Below are 16,536 nucleotides of genomic sequence, written 5' to 3'. Positions count from 1 at the left end.
CGCTGCCGGTGGCGTCGTGGCGGGCGGAGCCGTTTCGGGCTTGGGCGGTGGGGCGGGGGGGGCGGGTTCTGGTTTCTTGGCGACGGGTGGCGGGGTTGCGGCGACCGTGGGGGCCGGTGCCTCCGGGTTCAGGCCGATGTACACCACCACGCCGGTGGCGCTCAGGAACAGGACGGTGAGGAGAAGAATCCACTTGATCGACATAAGCCAGTTGTGTCCATACGGATTGCCGCCTGAAAGGGGGCGCGAATATCCGTGTTTGGTTGATGGGGCCGGACTTGGAGCGCAAGCCGGATTGAATGCGGACGCCGCCGCGAGGCGCCTATTTTATCAGGGAATTCAGGGTGTTCCGTTCATGGGCTGGAAGCGGTCTGGTCCTTAATGAAGTCGCCGATTTCTTGGCGGATACCCTTCGGAATGGCCCGATCCTTGGCCCGCCGCTGCAATTCCTTCATCAGGCTTTTATAGCGGGCGGCATTCCGATCCTGTCGGACCAAATAGGCTTGCAAAGCGCTCAGCGCATTTGCGCCGACCTCCGGGCTTTCATCCGCTAACGCCGCGAGCAAGGCCGCCGTGGTCTTATCGCCCGGTGCCTTGATGGCTTGCAGGCTTTGCGCGGCGGCTTGGCGCACGGTCGGTTCCCGATCCGCCGCCAGCGCTTCGACCAGCAGGGCTTCGGCCTCGCGGGTGGGGTAGGCCGCCAGTTGCTCGGCCCCGCCGACGCGTTCCGCCGGGTCGATATGGCGCAGGGCTTCGCCCGCCGCCGCCACCTGCGAATGCACGGTTTGCAGCTCTTCGCGGACTTGCTCCGGGGTGGGGGCCGCTGTGCCGCCGCCCAGGCCCGCCGCGAGGGCGCGTAGGTCGGGCGGTTGGACGGCGGGCGGGGCCGGGCTTGGGTCCGCTTGTGCGACGGGCGACGACGGTTGGGAGTTCAAGCGGGCGCTGATCCAAAAGCCGCCAGCGAAGGCCAGGATTAGGGCGGCGAGAGCCAGGACGATGGAGTATTTCGACATGGGGTTGAAGCGGAGGGCCAGTCAGCCTAAGGATGTGGCCGAAAACAATTTCCCGAAATCGAGAAACCGGCGGTTGTGGGAGTGGCCTTCAGGCCACGAACCAAGCGCGGAATTGTCGCGGTCTAAAGCTTGTCCTGAGCGAAGCCGAAGGGACCGCTCGCACGGTGATTCGGGGAAGTTATTCACGGCCAAATCCTAAAAGCGATGATTCCAGCGAAAGCGCCGCCTAAAGGCGGGGCCACGAGCGCATTGATTGCCTATCGTGGCGAATAAAAAAGCGGGCGCCGGGGACGCCCGCTTGGTGCGTTCAAGCCAAGCGCGGAGGCTTACTGAACTTGCAGCGTGCCATTGGCGGCGGTGGCTGCCGGGATGGAGTTCGGGCAGAACGGCTGCGCCCACAGGTTCCAATAATTGGACGCGCCGTCGCCCGGCTTGCCGGACAGCACCATTTCGTCGCCCTTGGCCGCACCGGCCAGGTTGACGGCGGCGGTGCCGTCGGGCAGCAGGTTGACCGTCGTGATGCCCGTGCCCGCCGGGTGCCGCTTCAAGGCTTCGCGGATTTGCCAGGCGAAGGCGTGGTCGCGGCAGGAGGTGTCGCCGGACACGCCGATGGCGCCGACCTTGGTCTTGCCGTCGGCGCTGTAGACCGCGAGGCCGCCGCCGAACACGTTCACGCCGCCGATGCGCCGACCCACCAGCGGGTCTTTCTCGGTGCCGTAAGCCTTCGGGTTGCCGAGGTAGGCGGTGCCGCTGTCCACCGGGTTGCTGAATTGCAGGCCGAACAGGCTGCCGGAACTGACCGCGCTGTACAGGTTGGCGGTGGAGATGGCGTAGCCGTCCAGGCTGAAGGCGTTGGCGGTGTTGGCCTTCTGGGCGGAGATCACCCGGCTGCCCAGCCATTCGTTGTTGCCGGCCTTCTCGCCGGTGGCGCCGTTGGTGACGACCGCGCAGACCTTGCCGGTCTCGTCCACAAAGGTCGCCCACATGGGCAGGCCGTAGCCGCCCGTGGTCTTAACATCCGCCGCGGCCTTGGCCGCTGTCAGCAGGTCGGCGCGGGCGATGTCCGAGCAAGCGGCCTGGACGGTTTGATTGCCTAAGGCCAGGGCGGAAACGCCCAGGGCGAGGGAGAAAAGCCCCTTCTTCATGATGGAAACTCCGGTGTTGCTTTGGGTTGGCGAAAAACGCGGTGGCTCGGGCGGGACGGCGCTTAATTGCCGTCGATGGAGCCGCCGTCAATGGCGTTGGTCGGATTGTTGAGGCAGGTGGGATGGCCGAAGCCGCCCGCGCTGACGCCCGTGCCGCCGGTCGGGTTCTCGGTGATGTCCTGAATCAGCGCATCGTTGCCGGTGGAGGCCACGCCGCCCGGCACGTTCTTGGCCTCGAAGCCCACCAGCTTGTCGCGCACCTTCCAGGCGACCACATGGTCGGTGCAGGAGGTGTCGCCGGACACGCCGATGGCGCCGACTTTCTTCTTGCTGCTGTTGTACAGGGTCAGGCCGCCGCCGAACACGTTGATGCCGCCGATGCGCCGCCCGACCATGGGGTCTTTGTTGGTGCCGAACTTGCTGGCGGTGCCGCCATAGGCGGTGGCGGTATCGACCGGGTTGCTGTGTTGCAGGCCGTAGAGGCTGCCGCCCGGCTGCACGGCGGAATAGAGGTTGGCGGTGGAGAGGGCCAGCTTGCCGGTGCTGAACGAGTTGGCGGCGTTGGCCTTCTGGGCGGAAATCACCCGGCTGCCCAGCCAGATGTCGGCGGTGGGGTTTTCGGTGCCGCTTAGCGAGTTGACCACGGCGCACACGGTGCCGCTGCCGTCGATCAGGGTCAACCACATGGGAAAACCCAGCCCGCCATTGGGAGTGTTCGCTTCGTTGACGACGCTCTTCAGGCTGTTGGCCAGGGTCACGTAGGTCAGCCCCGAATTGGACAACTGCTTGCAGGTGTCGGCCAGCGCCGGGCCGACCATGGCGGTGCCCATCACGGCACCCAGTAATAAACGGGCTTTATGGTTGTTCATGGATTCTCCAGAGAATAATTTGGTATTTGGGTTGGAGTTGTGCCGGTATCGAACCGGATTCCCTTGGCTTTCCCCCAGGACGACAGGCTGGGATGCTGTCGCTCCTGTTGGGTCAGGTTGCCGCCGCTTGGGCTGGCCCAAAAAAACTAGCACAAGCGTTCCGTTGCCGATAGGTGAATTTACACCTTGACTGAGGATGCGCTAAACCGCGTCCCGTCTGAAAGCCGTGGTGAGTCCAGCCAGAAGCCGCTATAACTTAACGGCGGTGGGCCTACAGGGCGTTAGCCGCTCCCGCACCCGCGCCAGCAGCGCCTCGGGGTCGATGGGCCGGACGATGTAGTCCGCCGCCAGCGCCGCCAAGCCGGGGACTTCCCCCGGCTCGGCCACGAACACCACCGGAATGAGCCGGGTGGCGGGCTGGTCGCGCAGCTCGCTCCATATCGCCAAGCGGTCCTCGCCGGGCAGGCCCGCGTCCAGCAGGATCAAATCCGGCGGCGGGGACTGGGTGGCGCGGCGCAGGGCGTTGCGGCCGGAGATGGCGATTTTCACCCGGTAGCCCGCGGCCTGGAGCCGTTCGCCCAGTTCATGCAGATGCTCGGGCTGGTCGTCCACCAGCAGCAGCGTGGCCCGCCCCTCCACCGGCGCCGGGCGGGGCGGCTCGCCGGGCGCCGTCGGCAGCCATTCCAGCAGCGTCGCGTACAGGGTTCCCGGCTCCACCGGCTTGGCGATGAAGCCGTTCATGCCGGCCTCGTGGCACAGCCGCCGGTCCTCCTCGAAGGCGTTGGCGGTCATCGCCAGAATCGGCAGGTCCGCCCGGTCCGGCAGGGCACGGATGGCGCGGGTCGCGGCCAGCCCGTCCATCTCTGGCATCTGCACATCCATCAGCACCAGGTCGTAGGCGTGGGCGCGCACCTTCGCCAGCGCTTCCCGCCCGTCCTCCGCCGTGTCCACGGCCAGTCCCACCCCGCTTAGCAGTTCCAGGGCCACCTCCCGGTTGATGGCGTTGTCCTCCGCCAGCAGCAGGCGGAGGCTGGCGCCCCGCTGGCGCAGTTCGGCCTCGACGAGTTCCTGGCCCTGGCTGGGGGGGGCGGTCTCGGTGTGCCGTCCCCGGCCCAGCCGGGCGGTGAACCAGAAGGTGCTGCCTTCGCCCGGGACGCTCTCCACCCCGGCCTCGCCGCCCATCAGCTTGGCGAGGCGGCGGGTGATGGCCAGCCCCAGGCCGGTGCCGCCGAATTTGCGGGTGGTCGAGGCGTCGGCCTGCTCGAACGCCTCGAACAGCTTGGGCTGTTGCTCGGGCGCGATGCCTATCCCGGTGTCCTGGACCTCGAAGCGCACCAGCAGGTCGTCCTCGCCGTCTTCCAGCAGGCGGGCGGCGATGACGACCGAGCCGCGTTCGGTGAACTTGACGGCGTTGCCCGCGTAGTTGAGCAGGGCTTGGCGCAGCCGGGTCGGATCGCCCCGCAGCCAGCGGGGAACGCTGTCGCCGTCCACCCGCAGGGCCAGCCCCTTGGCCTGGGCCTGGGCGGCCACCAGCGAGTGCACATGGTCCAGGATGCCTTCCAGGGGGAAGTCGGTTTGTTCCAGCACCATCCGCCCGGCCTCGATCTTGGAGAGGTCGAGGATATCGTTGAGGATGCTGAGCAGGTGGCGGGCGGCGTCGTCGATCTTGCAGAGCCGCCCGGCCTGCTCGGGGGTTGGGGCGGAGCGCCGCAGCAGGTGGGTCAGGCCCAGGATGGCGTTCATGGGGGTGCGTATCTCGTGGCTCATGTTCGCCAGGAACACGCTCTTGGCGCGGCTGGCGGACTCCGCCCGGGTCCGCGCCTCGGCCAATTGCGCCGTGCGGTTTTCCACCAACTCCTGCAAGTGGTGGCGGTGGCTGTCCAGCTCCTCGGCAATGCGTTTCTTCTCGGTGATGTCCTGGGCGGCGGCGATGATGCGCGGCACGCCGTCCAGGGTGATGGTGTCCATGCGGATGTCCACCCAGACCGGGTTGCGGAGCCGGTCCAGGCTCAGCCATTCGAAGCGCTGCGGCCCCTCGATGACCGTCTTGCGGATCATCCGCCGCACATCCTCCGGGCCGTAGGGCGGGTCGGGCCAGATCAGTTCCGTTTTCAACTGGTCCACGGTGGCGAAGCCGTAGCCATCCAGCACCGCCTGGTTGGCTTGCAGGATTTCCCCGGTCTCGATGTCCTGCACATACAGGTAGACCCCCGCGCCATGGAACAGGGCGCGGAACCGCGCCTCGCTTTCCCGCAGCGCCCGCTCCTCGCGGTGGCGGTTGATGGCGATGGTGGCCGCGTGGCTGGCCAGTTGGATGAGGTGCTGGTGGTGGGCGTTGGGGAGGGCCGGGTGGCGGTAATAGATGGCGAAGGTGCCCAGCACGCCGCCCTCGGCGTTGAGGATGGGCGCGGACCAGCACGACCTTAGCCCCCGCGTCAGCGCCAAGCCCCGGAAATCCTTCCACAGGGGATCGGTGGCGATGTCCTCGACCGCCACCAGGGCGCGGCGGAAGGCCGCCGTGCCGCAGGAGCCGACGCCCTCGCCGATGCTGACGCCGTCCACCGCCCGGTTGTAATCGTCCGGGAGGCTCGGCGCGGCGCCGTGGCGCAGGTGCCTGCCGTCCTCGGATATCAGCAGGATGGACGCCAACAGGCCCGGCTCGGCGGCTTCGATGGCCCGCAGCAAGGCGTCCAGGGTGGCCCGCAGCGGAGCGCCCAGGGCGATCATTTCCAGGGCGCGGTTCTGGATGGCGACTTCGTTTTCGGCCCATTTCCGCTCGGTGATGTCGCGGGAGATGCCGAACAAGCCAATGGCCCGGCCATTGGCGTCGTACATCGGCCCCTTGGTGGCCAGGAAGGTCCGCAGGCCATCGACGGTGGTCAACGACTCCTCGGTGGTCAGGAGGCGGTCTTCCGCCACGACCCGCCGCCCCAGGGTGATTAGCCTCTCCGCCTCGGCTGACGGGAAAATGGCGCGGTCGTCCCGCCCCAGCACGTCCTCCGGGCGCTTGCCGGTGATCCGCGCCGCCGCCCGGTTGAACAGCAGATAGTGGCCCTCCAGGTCTTTGGCGAAGATGGCGTCGTCGGAGCTGCTGGCGATGGCGTCCAGGAGTTGCAGGACGCGCAGCTTCTCGTCTTGCACTTCCCGCTCGCGCCGGGAGGCGTCCAGGGCTTGGCGCTGACGCCACAGGTAGACGCCGGACAGGGCGGCGAACAAGGCGAGGCAGCCCGCCAGGGCGATCCAAATGGCCTCCGAGCTAGCCTCGGCGTAGAGTTCCGCCCGGTCGATCTTGGTCCCGAGATACCAGTCGGTGCCGGGGATGGCGCGGGCGATGCCGATGACGGGGACGCCCCGGTAGTCCGCGCCCTCCATCAGGCTGCCCGGGGCCGATTCGCCCCGCAGTATCCGGCCCGCGAGTAGGCTCCCATTGGTCAAGGGCACCCGGAACCGCCCCGCCGAGTCGGGCTGATGGCGCAGCTCGCTGATGAACAGCGCGTCGTCGCCGTCGCGCCGGAACAACACGGTTTCGCCGCTGGCGCTGGGCGTCGGCCAGGCATTGAGCAGGGGGAACAGGTGCCGGGCTGGGTCAATCCGCAGCACGATGACGGGGCCGGGCCGATTCTCCGTGCCCATCACCGGCGCGATGAAATCCAGCCAGCCGCGCCCCGCGCCGTCCCGGTGGATGCCCAGTCGGCGTGACTGGCGTTCGGCCACCGCCCTGGCCGCCATGGCGGCCAGGGCGGGTTCCAGGGTCGGGAGGGTGGCGTCCGAGTCCCAGAGCAGGGATTGGCCGGTTTCGTCCAGCAGCAGCACCGCCTGGAAGTGGTTGGCGGCGCGGAATTGGTTCAGGCGCAGCCGCAATAAATCCCGGCTGGCGAGGTCGCCCGTGTCCCGCCAGTGCCAGTAGGTTTCGGCGAAGAAGCGGCTGGTCTGGGCGAAGCGGGCGTCGCCGTCCCGCTCCCCCAGCCAGTCCTCGACCTGCTTGGCCTTCATGTCGGCGATGGCTTCCAGCCGGGCCACTTCCTTGCCTCTTCCCTGCCCCATGCTCAGGACAATGCCTCCGGCGGCCAGGGCCACGATGGCGAGGGCGGTGAGCGCCAGCGGCAGGACCGTGGCGCGTGACGCCGGGAGGGTGGCCGGTTCGGCCCGGAGGTGCCGCATCGAGCTATGCAACAGCATCGAGGACACGGCCACGAACAGCCAGCCCTTGAGCGTGCTGGCGAGGGTGGCGTGGACCGAGCCGCCGAGCAGCCGCTCCACGGCTTGGTCGGACAGCAGTATCCACGCCGAGGCCAGCACGGCGTAAATCAACACGATATGCAAAACGCCGGGCGGCGCTTGAGTGTCGCGGCGAGGAGGGGGCGCCGGATCGGTGGGGGCGGATGACATGATGGGGTCAGGTGGGTCGGGTCAATGGAAGGCGCCGGGGCTTAGCCGCCGTCCCGGTAGCGCCGGGCGATGGCCGCGAATTCGTCGAAGGCGGCGAGGAAGGCGTCCACGATGTCCGGGTCGAAGTGCCCGCCGCGTCCGTCCGCGACGATGGCGCGGGCCGCTTCAAAGGGGAACGCCTGCTTGTAGGTGCGCGAGGAGGTCAGGGCGTCGAACACGTCGGCCAGGGCCATGAGCCGGGCGGACAAGGGGATGGCCTCGCCGGACAGCCCGTCCGGGTAGCCGCCGCCGTCCCAGCGCTCGTGGTGCCAGCGGGCGATTTCTTTGGCGAGCGCCAGGAATTCCAAGGGTTGTTCGCAATCCTGCTCGGCCAGTTCAATCGCCATGGCGCCCAGGGCGGCGTGGGTTTGCATGATCTCCCGTTCCTCCGGCGTCAGTTGGCCGGGCTTCTGGAGGATGTAGTCGGGAATGCCCACCTTGCCGATGTCGTGCAGGGGCGCGGAACGGGCCAGCAAGGCGCGGTACCGATCCGTCAGAAGGGTGGCGAAGCGGGGATGGGTCTTGATCTGTTCCGCCAGCAGGGCCATATAGCGCTGGGTGCGCCGCAGGTGGCTGCCGGTCTCGGGGTCGCGGATTTCCGCCAGGTGGGCCAGCGCCCGGATGCCCGCGGCCTGGACCAGTTCGTTCTCCACCATGCGCCGCGCCACTTCGGCTTCCAGGCAGGCGTTCTGGTTTTTCAGCCAGTCCCGCGCCCGCTTGGCGTCCAGTTGTGTCACCACCCGCGCCAGGACCACCTCGGGCCGGATGGGCTTGGTGATGTAGTCGGCGGCACCCAGCCGCAGGCCGTGGGCCTCGTCCCGCGGGTCGCCCAGGGCGGTCAAGAAGACTACGGGAATGTGTTGGGTGACGGGGTTTTGGCCGAGCCGCGCCAGCACTTCGTAGCCGTCCATTTCCGGCATCATCACGTCCAGCAGGATGAGGTCCGGGCGGGGTTCCTCGGCGGCGTAGCGCAACGCGGCGCGGCCCGAATTCGCCGCCTTCACCCGGTAGCCGGCGCCGAGCAGCAAGTTGCCCAGCACCTCCAGGTTCTCGGGCATGTCATCCGCCACCAGGACAATGGTGAGCGGGCTGTGTGTGAAATTGGATGTAACGTGCATGGGGGGGTGCTTGGGTCTGTGTTACCCCGCCGATTCAGAAGTATAGGCCACCTTGGCGCGGGATTCCCGCCTAATTTGCGCTGGGAACACCGGACGCTTGCAACGAAAGGGATAACACCCCGCCGAAGGATGTTGTCCCTTTATACGTTATATGGCCCGTAAGGCGGGCGCAGATCATCGATGGCCTTCAAGCAACGTAAGCCCCCTGGAGCGTATCTTATCGCTAGAATCCCGGCGGCGCCGGGCCAATCCGCCTCAACGCTTGGCGCGGAACACCAGGAATAGGCCGCCCACCACGAGAACCGCTGGCAGTATGTTGCGGGTCAGGAACCACATGGCGTTGGGCAGCCGGGACACGAACCCCCAGAACCTGTCCCGCTTATCGGGCGAATAATCGTTGGGCAGGAAACAGCCCCGGTAAGAATAGAAAGTCGCTTCAAAAACGTAGCATTTGGCCCCTTCCTTCATGAACACCTCGCTGTATTGCGGGGCCACCGAGTCATCCCCGTAGGCCGACCGGAACACATGCCCGAGCGCCTTGAGCCGCCCCCCCTCCCGGCCCGGATTGGTTTCGAACTCGAAAGTGTAATTGTCGCCGGTGCTATCGACGACATAGGGATAACGTTTACCCTCGTTCTCGTAGACGTGGCCTTGATCGGCCAGGCCGGTTCCGGGGGCAATTTGGGCAAGGCCGATCAGCACCGGCAGGCAGGCGCGCAGACTGGTTTTGGTTTTCATGGTTGTGGCCGCTGTTATGTTTTTGGAGTGCGGAATCGAACGAGGGGCGTAGCCTCAATCCGGGATTCTAGCTTTTCTTGGGCGGATGGCTATGAGGTGGGGCGAGAAAGGGCGGCGGAGGCGCGATGGATTGGCCCGCTGGGTGTGGCGGGCGCGATCCGGCGTTCGTAGTCCCACCCTTAGGCGGTTATTCGCCTCCGGGAAAACCGCCTAAAGGCGGGGCTACGAGCCAAGGGCTGACCTAGTGAACAAGCTCCGGTCGCGCCTTCCGGGCGCGGGAAAATCCCCCGGCCAAAAGGCCCAGGCCCAACAGCGCCAGCGTCGCCGGCTCGGGCAGTGTGCCGCCGTTTCCGCCGCCGCCGATGGCCGCCGAGAAGTTGCCCGAGACATTGGAGGCGAAGCCGCACAAGGTTTGATTCGGGGCCAAGCCGCACAGGCCCACCGGCGGCGTCACATTGGTGAAGCCCAGGCTGATGGCCCGGTCCAGCCCCAGCGAGGCGGGCGCGATCAGGTCGGAGGTGAAGGTCACGTTGCCGCCGGGGGTGCCGGTGGACAGGGTCAGGCTGGGGCCGGAGCCGAACACGGCGTCGTTGAAGACGCCGGACAGGTAGTTCGTGCCGCTCCCGCCCGCGCCGGCGGTGATCGTGAACGATCCGCCGAAAGGCTGGATGACGAATGAGCCACCCACTAGCTGGGCGGAATCCTGGCTGGTGGCGGTCAGGCTGAAGAAGGCGGCGAGGGGCGTGGCGACGCCCGCGCTGGGGTCGATGGTGGTGATTTGAATCGGCGCGTCGGTGGCCGAAATCGTCGTGGCCGGACCCAGTTGAGTGCCGGTGATGGTGTCGGCGGCGCCCGCTTGGCCGAACACCAGAATGGTGGAAGCCCAAGCGCCCGGTGCCGCTGACGCCAGCGCGGCCCCGGCCAGCATTCCTCGCAGAATCGCCGGGATGGGCCGCTGTGTTGCCGTGTTCAAAATACCGTCCATGTCGTCGCCTCCTGAATGACTGAAAAAAATGAGGTCTTCCGGCGCGAGCGGCGGCGTGTCCCGCCGGTTCGCCATTCGCTAAGGATTGGCCCGCGTCCCGCCCGCCCCGCGTTTTTCTGGTGCCGAAGGGAACGCCATCGTCGGCATTCCCGACCGCGCAAAAAGGCGGGGCTTTCCTCCAATTAAAACGCCGGAACGCCCCCTAACTTTTGGCAGGCATTCACCGGGGAATATCCAGGATTAGCACTAAAGGACTACCGTTTACGCCCCGTGGCGGAGACGCCGGGAATAGGGTTCCACCCACTTTACGTCCGGGCCGGTGGACAGCATACTTGTGGCTTGCCAGCCCGCCGCCCATAACCCTTGTGAAGGACGCGAGCCTGATTGCTCGTCGTCTCGCGGGGAAATTATTTAAGTTGATCCCCTTATCTGAAAGATGCCGATGAACCCCATTCACTCCCGAAAGCTATACGCCGCCCTGTGGGCGATCCTCGCCGCCAACCTAGTGGCCTGCGCGGAAACGACCGTCGTGAGGAACGAGAAAGACCCGTGGGAAGACATGAACCGCAGCGTTCAGGGCTTCAACGATGACGTGGACGATTATGTGATGAAGCCGGTGGCCGAGGGCTACCGCTGGCTCATGCCGTCCCTGGTGGATATGGGCATCACGAACTTCTTCAGCAACGTCGACGACATCGGCGTGTTCGTCAACGACTTCCTGCAATTCAAGTGGGAGCAGGGCGGGATGGATTTTGGCCGGTTCGTGGTGAACACGGTGGCCGGGGGGGGCGGATTCGTCGATGTGGCGAGTGAGCTGGACATGCCCAAGCACAAGGAGGACTTCGACCAGACCTTGGCGGTGTGGGGCGTGCCCCAGGGTCCGTACTTGGTCCTGCCGGTGTTCGGCCCCGGCTCGCCCCGCTCCGTGCTGGGCATCGCCGGGGACTCGGCGACCAATCCCATCAACTTCGTCGCGCCCATGGCCGGGAGCATCCTGTCCGGCGCCCTCAACGCCGCCGACCATCGCGCCGATCTACTGGGTCTGAGCAAAATCGCCGACCAGGCCGCGACGGATCGCTACGAGTTCATCCGCAACGCCTATTTCCAGGAACGCAATTACCAAGTCCACGACGGCAACCCGCCGCTGGAGGAGGACTTGGAGAAGGAGATGGACGAGCAGATGAAGGAAGCTTCCGGCCAGCCGTGAGGGGGAGTGCTTCGCCGTTTTATCCCCATTCCCTTCTTACCAAGTGTAGGTTTTTGTCCCCTCTCCCGCCGGGAGAGGGTTAGGGTGAGGGGGTGAAAGGGATTTCTTCCTTACACGCCAGGCTTAGCGGGAGGGCTTTGTGGAAGAAATCCTTTTTTGCTCCCCTCACCCCACCCTCTCCCGGTGGGAGAGGGAGTCAGAAAGCTCCCGCCCCGGCCCAATCAGGCGAAAAAATCCCGCAGCTTCGATTCGATCATGCTCCACGGCACGATGAACGGCTTCTTGGCAATCTCGACGCTCAAGATATCGTCCAGAATCAGGTAACTGCCCTCGATGCCGTGGCCGACGAAATGGCCCGTCTGCCCGTCGCCGGAGAACTGGATGCCGTTCTTATGGGCGGCTGCCCGCGCTTGCGCGATGATCTCGTCGGGGTCGCGGTTCAATTTGACTTCAAAGGATTTGCTCATGATGGAAGGATTCGGAAAGAGTCTGGTTCTACGGAAAATCCGGGCCGGGCCGGGCCGGATTGGACGCGCCGCATATTAAACGAAATCGTCGGGAAGCGATTGATTTTGGACGGCGGCACGTTCGCCTTGCTATTCTTGGGGCGGCTTTCCCGCGCCGGCTCGCCCGGTGCTGAAGGGGGGAGCGGTCTCACTCAATACCAATAAATGTGCGCCTCGTCATGAGGACGAGAGCGGAGGACTGCAAATGCAATTGGAATCCATCCTGAAATCCTACGCACGCTATGCCCCGGTTTACGATCAGACCTTCGGCTGGCTACTCAGCTTCAAGGGCCGCTCCATGGCGGCTGGCGTCACCAACAAGCGCCCCGGCAAAGTCCTTGAAGTGGGCGTCGGCACCGGCATTAGCCTGTCCTATTACCGCAAGGAGCATGAAGTCCACGGCATCGACATTTCCCCCGACATGCTGCGCCTGGCCGAACGGCGGGTGGGTCGGCAGAAGCTTTCCCACGTCTCCAGCCTGAGCATCATGGACGCCCGTGAGTTGGAGTACGAGGACCAAAGCTTCGACGCGGTGGTCGCGGCCTATGTGATGTCGGTGGTGCCGGAACCGCAGCGGGTGATGCGGGAAATCGAGCGAGTACTCAAGCCCGGCGGGGATGTGGTGATCGTCAACCACTTCGCGGCGGAGAAGGGGTTTAGGCGCAATGTCGAATCCCTCCTGGCCCCGCTCTCCCACAAGCTGGGCTGGCGGCCCGACATGCCGGAGGAGGAAATCCTCGGCCACACCTCGCTGCGGGAAGTGAAGCGCCACAACCTGCCGCCCTTGGGCATGTTCACCATGCTGCATTTGAAGAAGGATTATTGACGAAAGCATGTAGGTCGGGCTTCAGCCCGACCTGCGGCAAGCCGGGGGACGGGGTCAGGCTAAAGCCCGACCTACATTGTCGGCACGTCATCCATTTCCTAAAAAACAAGGCGACCTAGGTCGCCTTGTTTTTCTCCGTCGCTCGCCGCACCGGACTTATGCGGCGAGGCACAGTTTCAGCCGCTTCATGGCGGTGTTCTCCAACTGCCGGATGCGCTCGGCCGAGACGTTGTAGCGGGTCGCGAGGTCGTGCAGGGTGAGCTTCTGCTCGCTCAGCCACCGGCTGGTGACGATGTCCCGGCTGCGCTCGTCCAAGTCCTTGATGGCGGCGATCAAGCGCTGCTCTTTATGCTGGCCCCAATCGCTGTTTTCCAACAGGTCCGCCGGGTCGGCATTTTCTTGTTGCAGATAATGGACCGGGGCGGTCAGGTCTTTTTCATCGCTGTCCGCGTCGGTGCCGGGGTCGAAGGCCACGTCCTGATTGTTCAGGCGGCTTTCCATTTCGAACACCGTCTCCACATCCACGCCCAATTCCTCGGCCACCGTGGTGGCCTCCTCGCGGTTCAGCCAGCCCAGGCGGTTCTTGAACTTGCGCAGGTTGAAGAACAGCTTGCGCTGGGCCTTGGTGGTGGCGACCTTGACGATGCGCCAGTTCTGGATGATGAATTCGTGGATTTCCGCCTTGATCCAATGCACCGCGAAGGACACCAGCCGCACGCCCACATCCGGGTTGTAGCGCTTGACCGCCTTCATCAGGCCGATGTTGCCCTCTTGGATCAGGTCTGGCAGCGGCAGTCCGTATCCCATGTAACCCCTGGCGACGTGGACGACGAAGCGCAGATTCGCCAGCACCAGCAGCCGGGCCGCTTCCAAATCGTTCTCATCACGCAGCCGGACGGCCAGCGCCCGCTCTTCGTCCGCACTCAGGCGCGGCAGGCGGTTGACGTTGGCGACGTACTCTTCAATGGAACCCAGCGAAAGATTAACCGGAAGAGTGAGTGCGTTGCTCATGTGTAGTCCCTGTTGTTGAGGTTGGGCAAATCTTAGCACTCATAGACAGGGAGTGCTAAGGGATTGTTCCCGGCCTCTGGGAGGACCGCCTCGGTTTTCAAAACCGAGGCGGTCTAATCGCGCAATGCCTTACGGATCAAGCCTGCGCAGATGATACGTCGCCACGGCAAAAGCACCCGCCACGCCCAGCAGAACCGAAACGCCCAGCAGCCAGCCAGTATCCACAAACCCCAGATAGGTCAGCCGGAACGGGCTGCCATAAAGCTCCGCCAACCGGGTGGCGGGGGCGTGTAGCAACAGAATCAGCAAACCGCTCAACAACCAGGCGAGGACGCCGCCGAGGAATCCATACCAGAATCCGGCGTACAGAAAGGGCCGGCGGATGAAGCCGTCGGTGGCGCCGAGCAGCTTGGTCACGGCGATGTCTTCGCGGCGCTGCTGAAGCTCCAGCCGGATGGTGTTGCCCACGGTGAACAGCACGCCGAAGGCCAGCAGCAGGCCGAACACCCGGATGCCCCGCTCGGCCACATCCAGCATGGCCCGGAGCTTTTGCAGCCATTCCGTATCGAACTGGGCGAAGTCCGCCTCCGGCAGCTTCCCCAGTTCGGCGAGCAAGGCTTCCATCGCGGCGGGATCGGCCAGCGAATCCTGGGCCTTGATGCTGATGACCACCGGCAGCGGGTTGGCGTTCAGCGCCCGGAGCGCCTCGCCGAAGCCGCTGTAGGTCTGCAACTCTTTCAGCCCCGCCTCCTTGGTGATGAGGGTGGTTTCCGCGACGCGGGGATGCTTTTTCAGCCGCTCCGCCAGCTTGCGGCCCACCTCGTTGGACAGGTCCGGCTTAAGGAACAGCGAAATCCGGCTGGTGGATTCCAGTCCCGCGCTGGCCTCGCGGGCGTTGTCCACCAGAACGTGCAGGCTGGCGGGCAGGGTCAGGGCGATGGCGATGACCAGCACGGTCAAAGTGCTGGCGACGGGCGTCTGCCGCAGCCGCCTGAGGCTGTCCTTGAATATCTCCCACTGCAACGCGCCATACGCGCCCAATTGATCCCACAGCCCCGACAAATAGCGGACCAAGCGCGGCTGGGGCGTGTGGAAGGCCCGGTGTCGGCGTTTCGCCATGGCTCAGCCCCCCTTCAGCAACTGGCCTTCGCGCAGCCGCAGGGTCCGGCTGCCCAGCCGCGAAATCAGCCCCAGATCATGGCTGGCGATCAGCACGGCCACGCCGACGGCGCTGAATTCCCGGAACAGGGCCATGATTTCCGCCGCCAAGTCCGGGTCCAGGTTGCCGGTGGGTTCGTCGGCCAGGATCAACAAGGGCTTGTGGACGATGGCGCGGGCGATGCCGATGCGTTGCTGCTCGCCGCCGGACAGGGTGGGCGGATAGCGCCGCTCTTTCCGCAGCAGGCCGACCTTGTCCAGTGCGGCCCGCACCCGCCGCCCGATTTCCGCCGGGCCGTAGCCCGCGATGAGCAGGGGCAGGGCCACGTTGTCGAACACCGTGCGGTCGTGCAGCAGGCGGTAGTCCTGGAAAATCAGACCGAGCTTGCGGCGCAGGTGGGGGATCTGGCGGCGCGAGATGGCCTGGATTTCCTGCCCATCGAACACGATCTTGCCCCGGCTGGGCCGCTCGATGGCGGGGATGAGCTTGAGCAGGGTGCTTTTGCCCGCGCCGGAATGGCCGGTCACGAAGGCCATTTCCCCCGGTTTCAGGGTGAAGCAGATGTCGGACAGCGCCTCGCCGCCGTCGTCGTAGCGTTTGCTGACGCTGATGAATTCAAGCATGGCGGGGCGTCAGTCCTTGGGCTGGCGAAGCGGGGGGCGTGGGTGGATGGGGAGATAGCGCGAATACGAGGCCGGATGGGTCACTGTGCGGGGAGATGGGCCAGGAACCATTCCAGCAGCCGGATTCCGCCGACCACCGCGCCCACGGCCCCGATCACCCAAAAGGTTTGGCGGTGTATGGCCTGGGTCAGGCGGATTTCTGTTTCGCGGATTTCCCGGCGGCTTTGCTCGATGTCGCGGGACAGCTTGGCTTCGATTTCTTTGATTTGCAGCCGAACCGACTCGATCTCTTTGGTCAGCTTGACCTCGACTTCTTTGATTTCCAGCCGGACGGTCTCGATTTCCTTGAGTAACCGTAACTCGGTTTCCCGCACCTGCCCTTGGGTGGCGACCTCCTTGAGTTGCGGGTAGCGCTCCTCCAGATGCTCGAACGCCTCGGCGATGACCCGCGCCTTGGTGCGGTCTTCGCCGGCTTCGGTGAGTTGCTCGAAAACTTTCAGGGCTACGCTCATGGAGGACGTCCAGTGGGGTGAATGGAGCGGGATTATAAACGCTTGGGGTGGTGGGCCGTTTGTGCGTTGAAATATTGTCTAGTCAAGGTTACTTACGCCAGTTTTGGAACGCACCGCGCAAATCGGCCAGCAGGCGACCCAGGGAATCGTCGGTACGGGCCAGCCATTCCAGGTCCATGTGTTGCACGAGTTTGTCGGAGTATTCAATGCCACCCAAGTCAGGCACGAATCCGGTGGCGTTGCGGATGGCGTCGATCAACAGCTTTTTGTAGCGGCTGCGCTCACACTTATGGTCGGGCGCATCGCAGCCGCGCCCGAACACCGTTCGGAAAGCCTTCGAATCCAGCAAGAACCATCGCTCGATGTGCGGGTTGGGTGTGGCGATGATGATGGTCG

16 protein-coding genes are annotated in these 16,536 nt (G+C 65.2%); 2 read left to right on the top strand and 14 right to left on the bottom strand.

The window, feature by feature from the left end:
• From ACXWUF_RS07125 to ACXWUF_RS07090, 8 genes are all read right to left on the bottom strand, one after another.
• Positions 1 to 204 (bottom strand): hypothetical protein (locus tag ACXWUF_RS07125; protein WP_458493977.1); only part of this gene is annotated, 204 nt, incomplete at its 3' end.
• Between the two features lie 149 nt (positions 205 to 353).
• Positions 354 to 1,013 (bottom strand): HEAT repeat domain-containing protein, encoded by a 660-nt coding sequence (locus ACXWUF_RS07120; protein WP_458493976.1) that lies wholly within the window; start codon positions 1,011 to 1,013, stop codon positions 354 to 356.
• Between the two features lie 326 nt (positions 1,014 to 1,339).
• Positions 1,340 to 2,158 (bottom strand): heme-binding protein, encoded by an 819-nt coding sequence (locus ACXWUF_RS07115; RefSeq protein ID WP_458493975.1) that lies wholly within the window; start codon positions 2,156 to 2,158, stop codon positions 1,340 to 1,342.
• A 62-nt stretch (positions 2,159 to 2,220) separates the two neighbouring features.
• A complete protein-coding gene (locus ACXWUF_RS07110; RefSeq protein WP_458493974.1) occupies positions 2,221 to 3,027 on the bottom strand; it encodes a GlcG/HbpS family heme-binding protein in 807 nt (268 codons plus the stop codon).
• Positions 3,028 to 3,276: 249 nt separating this feature from the next.
• Positions 3,277 to 7,416 carry a response regulator gene (locus ACXWUF_RS07105; protein ID WP_458493973.1) on the bottom strand — a complete coding sequence of 1,380 codons (4,140 nt, stop codon included), beginning with the start codon at positions 7,414 to 7,416 and terminating at the stop codon, positions 3,277 to 3,279.
• A 41-nt stretch (positions 7,417 to 7,457) separates the two neighbouring features.
• Complete coding sequence (locus ACXWUF_RS07100; RefSeq protein WP_458493972.1) at positions 7,458 to 8,573, bottom strand: response regulator; 1,116 nt, start codon at positions 8,571 to 8,573, stop codon at positions 7,458 to 7,460.
• A gap of 255 nt (positions 8,574 to 8,828) precedes the next feature.
• On the bottom strand, positions 8,829 to 9,311 hold the full coding sequence (locus ACXWUF_RS07095; protein ID WP_458493971.1) for a hypothetical protein: 483 nt from the start codon (positions 9,309 to 9,311) through the stop codon (positions 8,829 to 8,831).
• Between the two features lie 241 nt (positions 9,312 to 9,552).
• Positions 9,553 to 10,296, bottom strand: a complete 744-nt coding sequence (locus ACXWUF_RS07090) for a PEP-CTERM sorting domain-containing protein (protein WP_458493970.1) — start codon at positions 10,294 to 10,296, stop codon at positions 9,553 to 9,555.
• A gap of 442 nt (positions 10,297 to 10,738) precedes the next feature.
• On the opposite strand from ACXWUF_RS07090, the gene ACXWUF_RS07085 reads away from it, so the two are divergent.
• Positions 10,739 to 11,503 carry an MlaA family lipoprotein gene (locus ACXWUF_RS07085; protein WP_458493969.1) on the top strand — a complete coding sequence of 255 codons (765 nt, stop codon included), beginning with the start codon at positions 10,739 to 10,741 and terminating at the stop codon, positions 11,501 to 11,503.
• A gap of 221 nt (positions 11,504 to 11,724) precedes the next feature.
• Here ACXWUF_RS07085 and ACXWUF_RS07080 read toward each other — a convergent pair whose 3' ends face one another.
• Positions 11,725 to 11,970 carry a hypothetical protein gene (locus ACXWUF_RS07080; RefSeq protein WP_458493968.1) on the bottom strand — a complete coding sequence of 82 codons (246 nt, stop codon included), beginning with the start codon at positions 11,968 to 11,970 and terminating at the stop codon, positions 11,725 to 11,727.
• Between the two features lie 244 nt (positions 11,971 to 12,214).
• Here ACXWUF_RS07080 and ACXWUF_RS07075 point away from each other — a divergent pair, with 244 nt between their 5' ends.
• Entirely contained in the window at positions 12,215 to 12,835 is a 621-nt protein-coding gene (locus tag ACXWUF_RS07075) for a class I SAM-dependent methyltransferase (protein ID WP_458493967.1), read from the top strand.
• 156 nt (positions 12,836 to 12,991) lie between these two features.
• On the opposite strand, the gene rpoH is transcribed toward ACXWUF_RS07075, so the two are convergent.
• The 5 genes from rpoH to ACXWUF_RS07050 all read right to left on the bottom strand — a co-directional run.
• Positions 12,992 to 13,846: an RNA polymerase sigma factor RpoH gene (gene rpoH, locus ACXWUF_RS07070; RefSeq protein ID WP_458493966.1), complete on the bottom strand. Its 855-nt coding sequence runs from the start codon at positions 13,844 to 13,846 to the stop codon at positions 12,992 to 12,994.
• A 129-nt stretch (positions 13,847 to 13,975) separates the two neighbouring features.
• Positions 13,976 to 14,965 (bottom strand): permease-like cell division protein FtsX, encoded by a 990-nt coding sequence (gene ftsX / locus ACXWUF_RS07065; RefSeq protein ID WP_458493965.1) that lies wholly within the window; start codon positions 14,963 to 14,965, stop codon positions 13,976 to 13,978.
• Positions 14,966 to 14,968: 3 nt separating this feature from the next.
• Positions 14,969 to 15,628 carry a cell division ATP-binding protein FtsE gene (gene ftsE, locus ACXWUF_RS07060; RefSeq protein WP_458493964.1) on the bottom strand — a complete coding sequence of 220 codons (660 nt, stop codon included), beginning with the start codon at positions 15,626 to 15,628 and terminating at the stop codon, positions 14,969 to 14,971.
• A gap of 80 nt (positions 15,629 to 15,708) precedes the next feature.
• On the bottom strand, positions 15,709 to 16,140 hold the full coding sequence (locus tag ACXWUF_RS07055) for a hypothetical protein (RefSeq protein WP_458493963.1): 432 nt from the start codon (positions 16,138 to 16,140) through the stop codon (positions 15,709 to 15,711).
• Between the two features lie 88 nt (positions 16,141 to 16,228).
• Positions 16,229 to 16,536 (bottom strand): hypothetical protein (locus ACXWUF_RS07050; protein WP_458493962.1); only part of this gene is annotated, 308 nt, incomplete at its 5' end.

Source organism: Methylomagnum sp. (assembly GCF_054333355.1).
The sequence above is the reverse complement of the archived record's forward strand: the minus strand, read 5'-3'. Positions and strand labels throughout refer to the sequence as shown.

Coding starts and splice junctions, on each gene's coding strand:
- ACXWUF_RS07120 (WP_458493976.1), bottom strand. CDS start 1,013: ATGTCGAAATACTCCATCGTCCTGGCTCTCGCCGCCCTAATCCTGGCC.
- ACXWUF_RS07110 (WP_458493974.1), bottom strand. CDS start 3,027: ATGAACAACCATAAAGCCCGTTTATTACTGGGTGCCGTGATGGGCACC.
- ftsX (WP_458493965.1), bottom strand. CDS start 14,965: ATGGCGAAACGCCGACACCGGGCCTTCCACACGCCCCAGCCGCGCTTG.
- ACXWUF_RS07100 (WP_458493972.1), bottom strand. CDS start 8,573: ATGCACGTTACATCCAATTTCACACACAGCCCGCTCACCATTGTCCTG.
- ftsE (WP_458493964.1), bottom strand. CDS start 15,628: ATGCTTGAATTCATCAGCGTCAGCAAACGCTACGACGACGGCGGCGAG.
- ACXWUF_RS07080 (WP_458493968.1), bottom strand. CDS start 11,970: ATGAGCAAATCCTTTGAAGTCAAATTGAACCGCGACCCCGACGAGATC.
- ACXWUF_RS07115 (WP_458493975.1), bottom strand. CDS start 2,158: ATGAAGAAGGGGCTTTTCTCCCTCGCCCTGGGCGTTTCCGCCCTGGCC.
- ACXWUF_RS07090 (WP_458493970.1), bottom strand. CDS start 10,296: ATGGACGGTATTTTGAACACGGCAACACAGCGGCCCATCCCGGCGATT.
- ACXWUF_RS07085 (WP_458493969.1), top strand. CDS start 10,739: ATGAACCCCATTCACTCCCGAAAGCTATACGCCGCCCTGTGGGCGATC.
- ACXWUF_RS07095 (WP_458493971.1), bottom strand. CDS start 9,311: ATGAAAACCAAAACCAGTCTGCGCGCCTGCCTGCCGGTGCTGATCGGC.
- ACXWUF_RS07105 (WP_458493973.1), bottom strand. CDS start 7,416: ATGTCATCCGCCCCCACCGATCCGGCGCCCCCTCCTCGCCGCGACACT.
- ACXWUF_RS07055 (WP_458493963.1), bottom strand. CDS start 16,140: ATGAGCGTAGCCCTGAAAGTTTTCGAGCAACTCACCGAAGCCGGCGAA.
- rpoH (WP_458493966.1), bottom strand. CDS start 13,846: ATGAGCAACGCACTCACTCTTCCGGTTAATCTTTCGCTGGGTTCCATT.
- ACXWUF_RS07075 (WP_458493967.1), top strand. CDS start 12,215: ATGCAATTGGAATCCATCCTGAAATCCTACGCACGCTATGCCCCGGTT.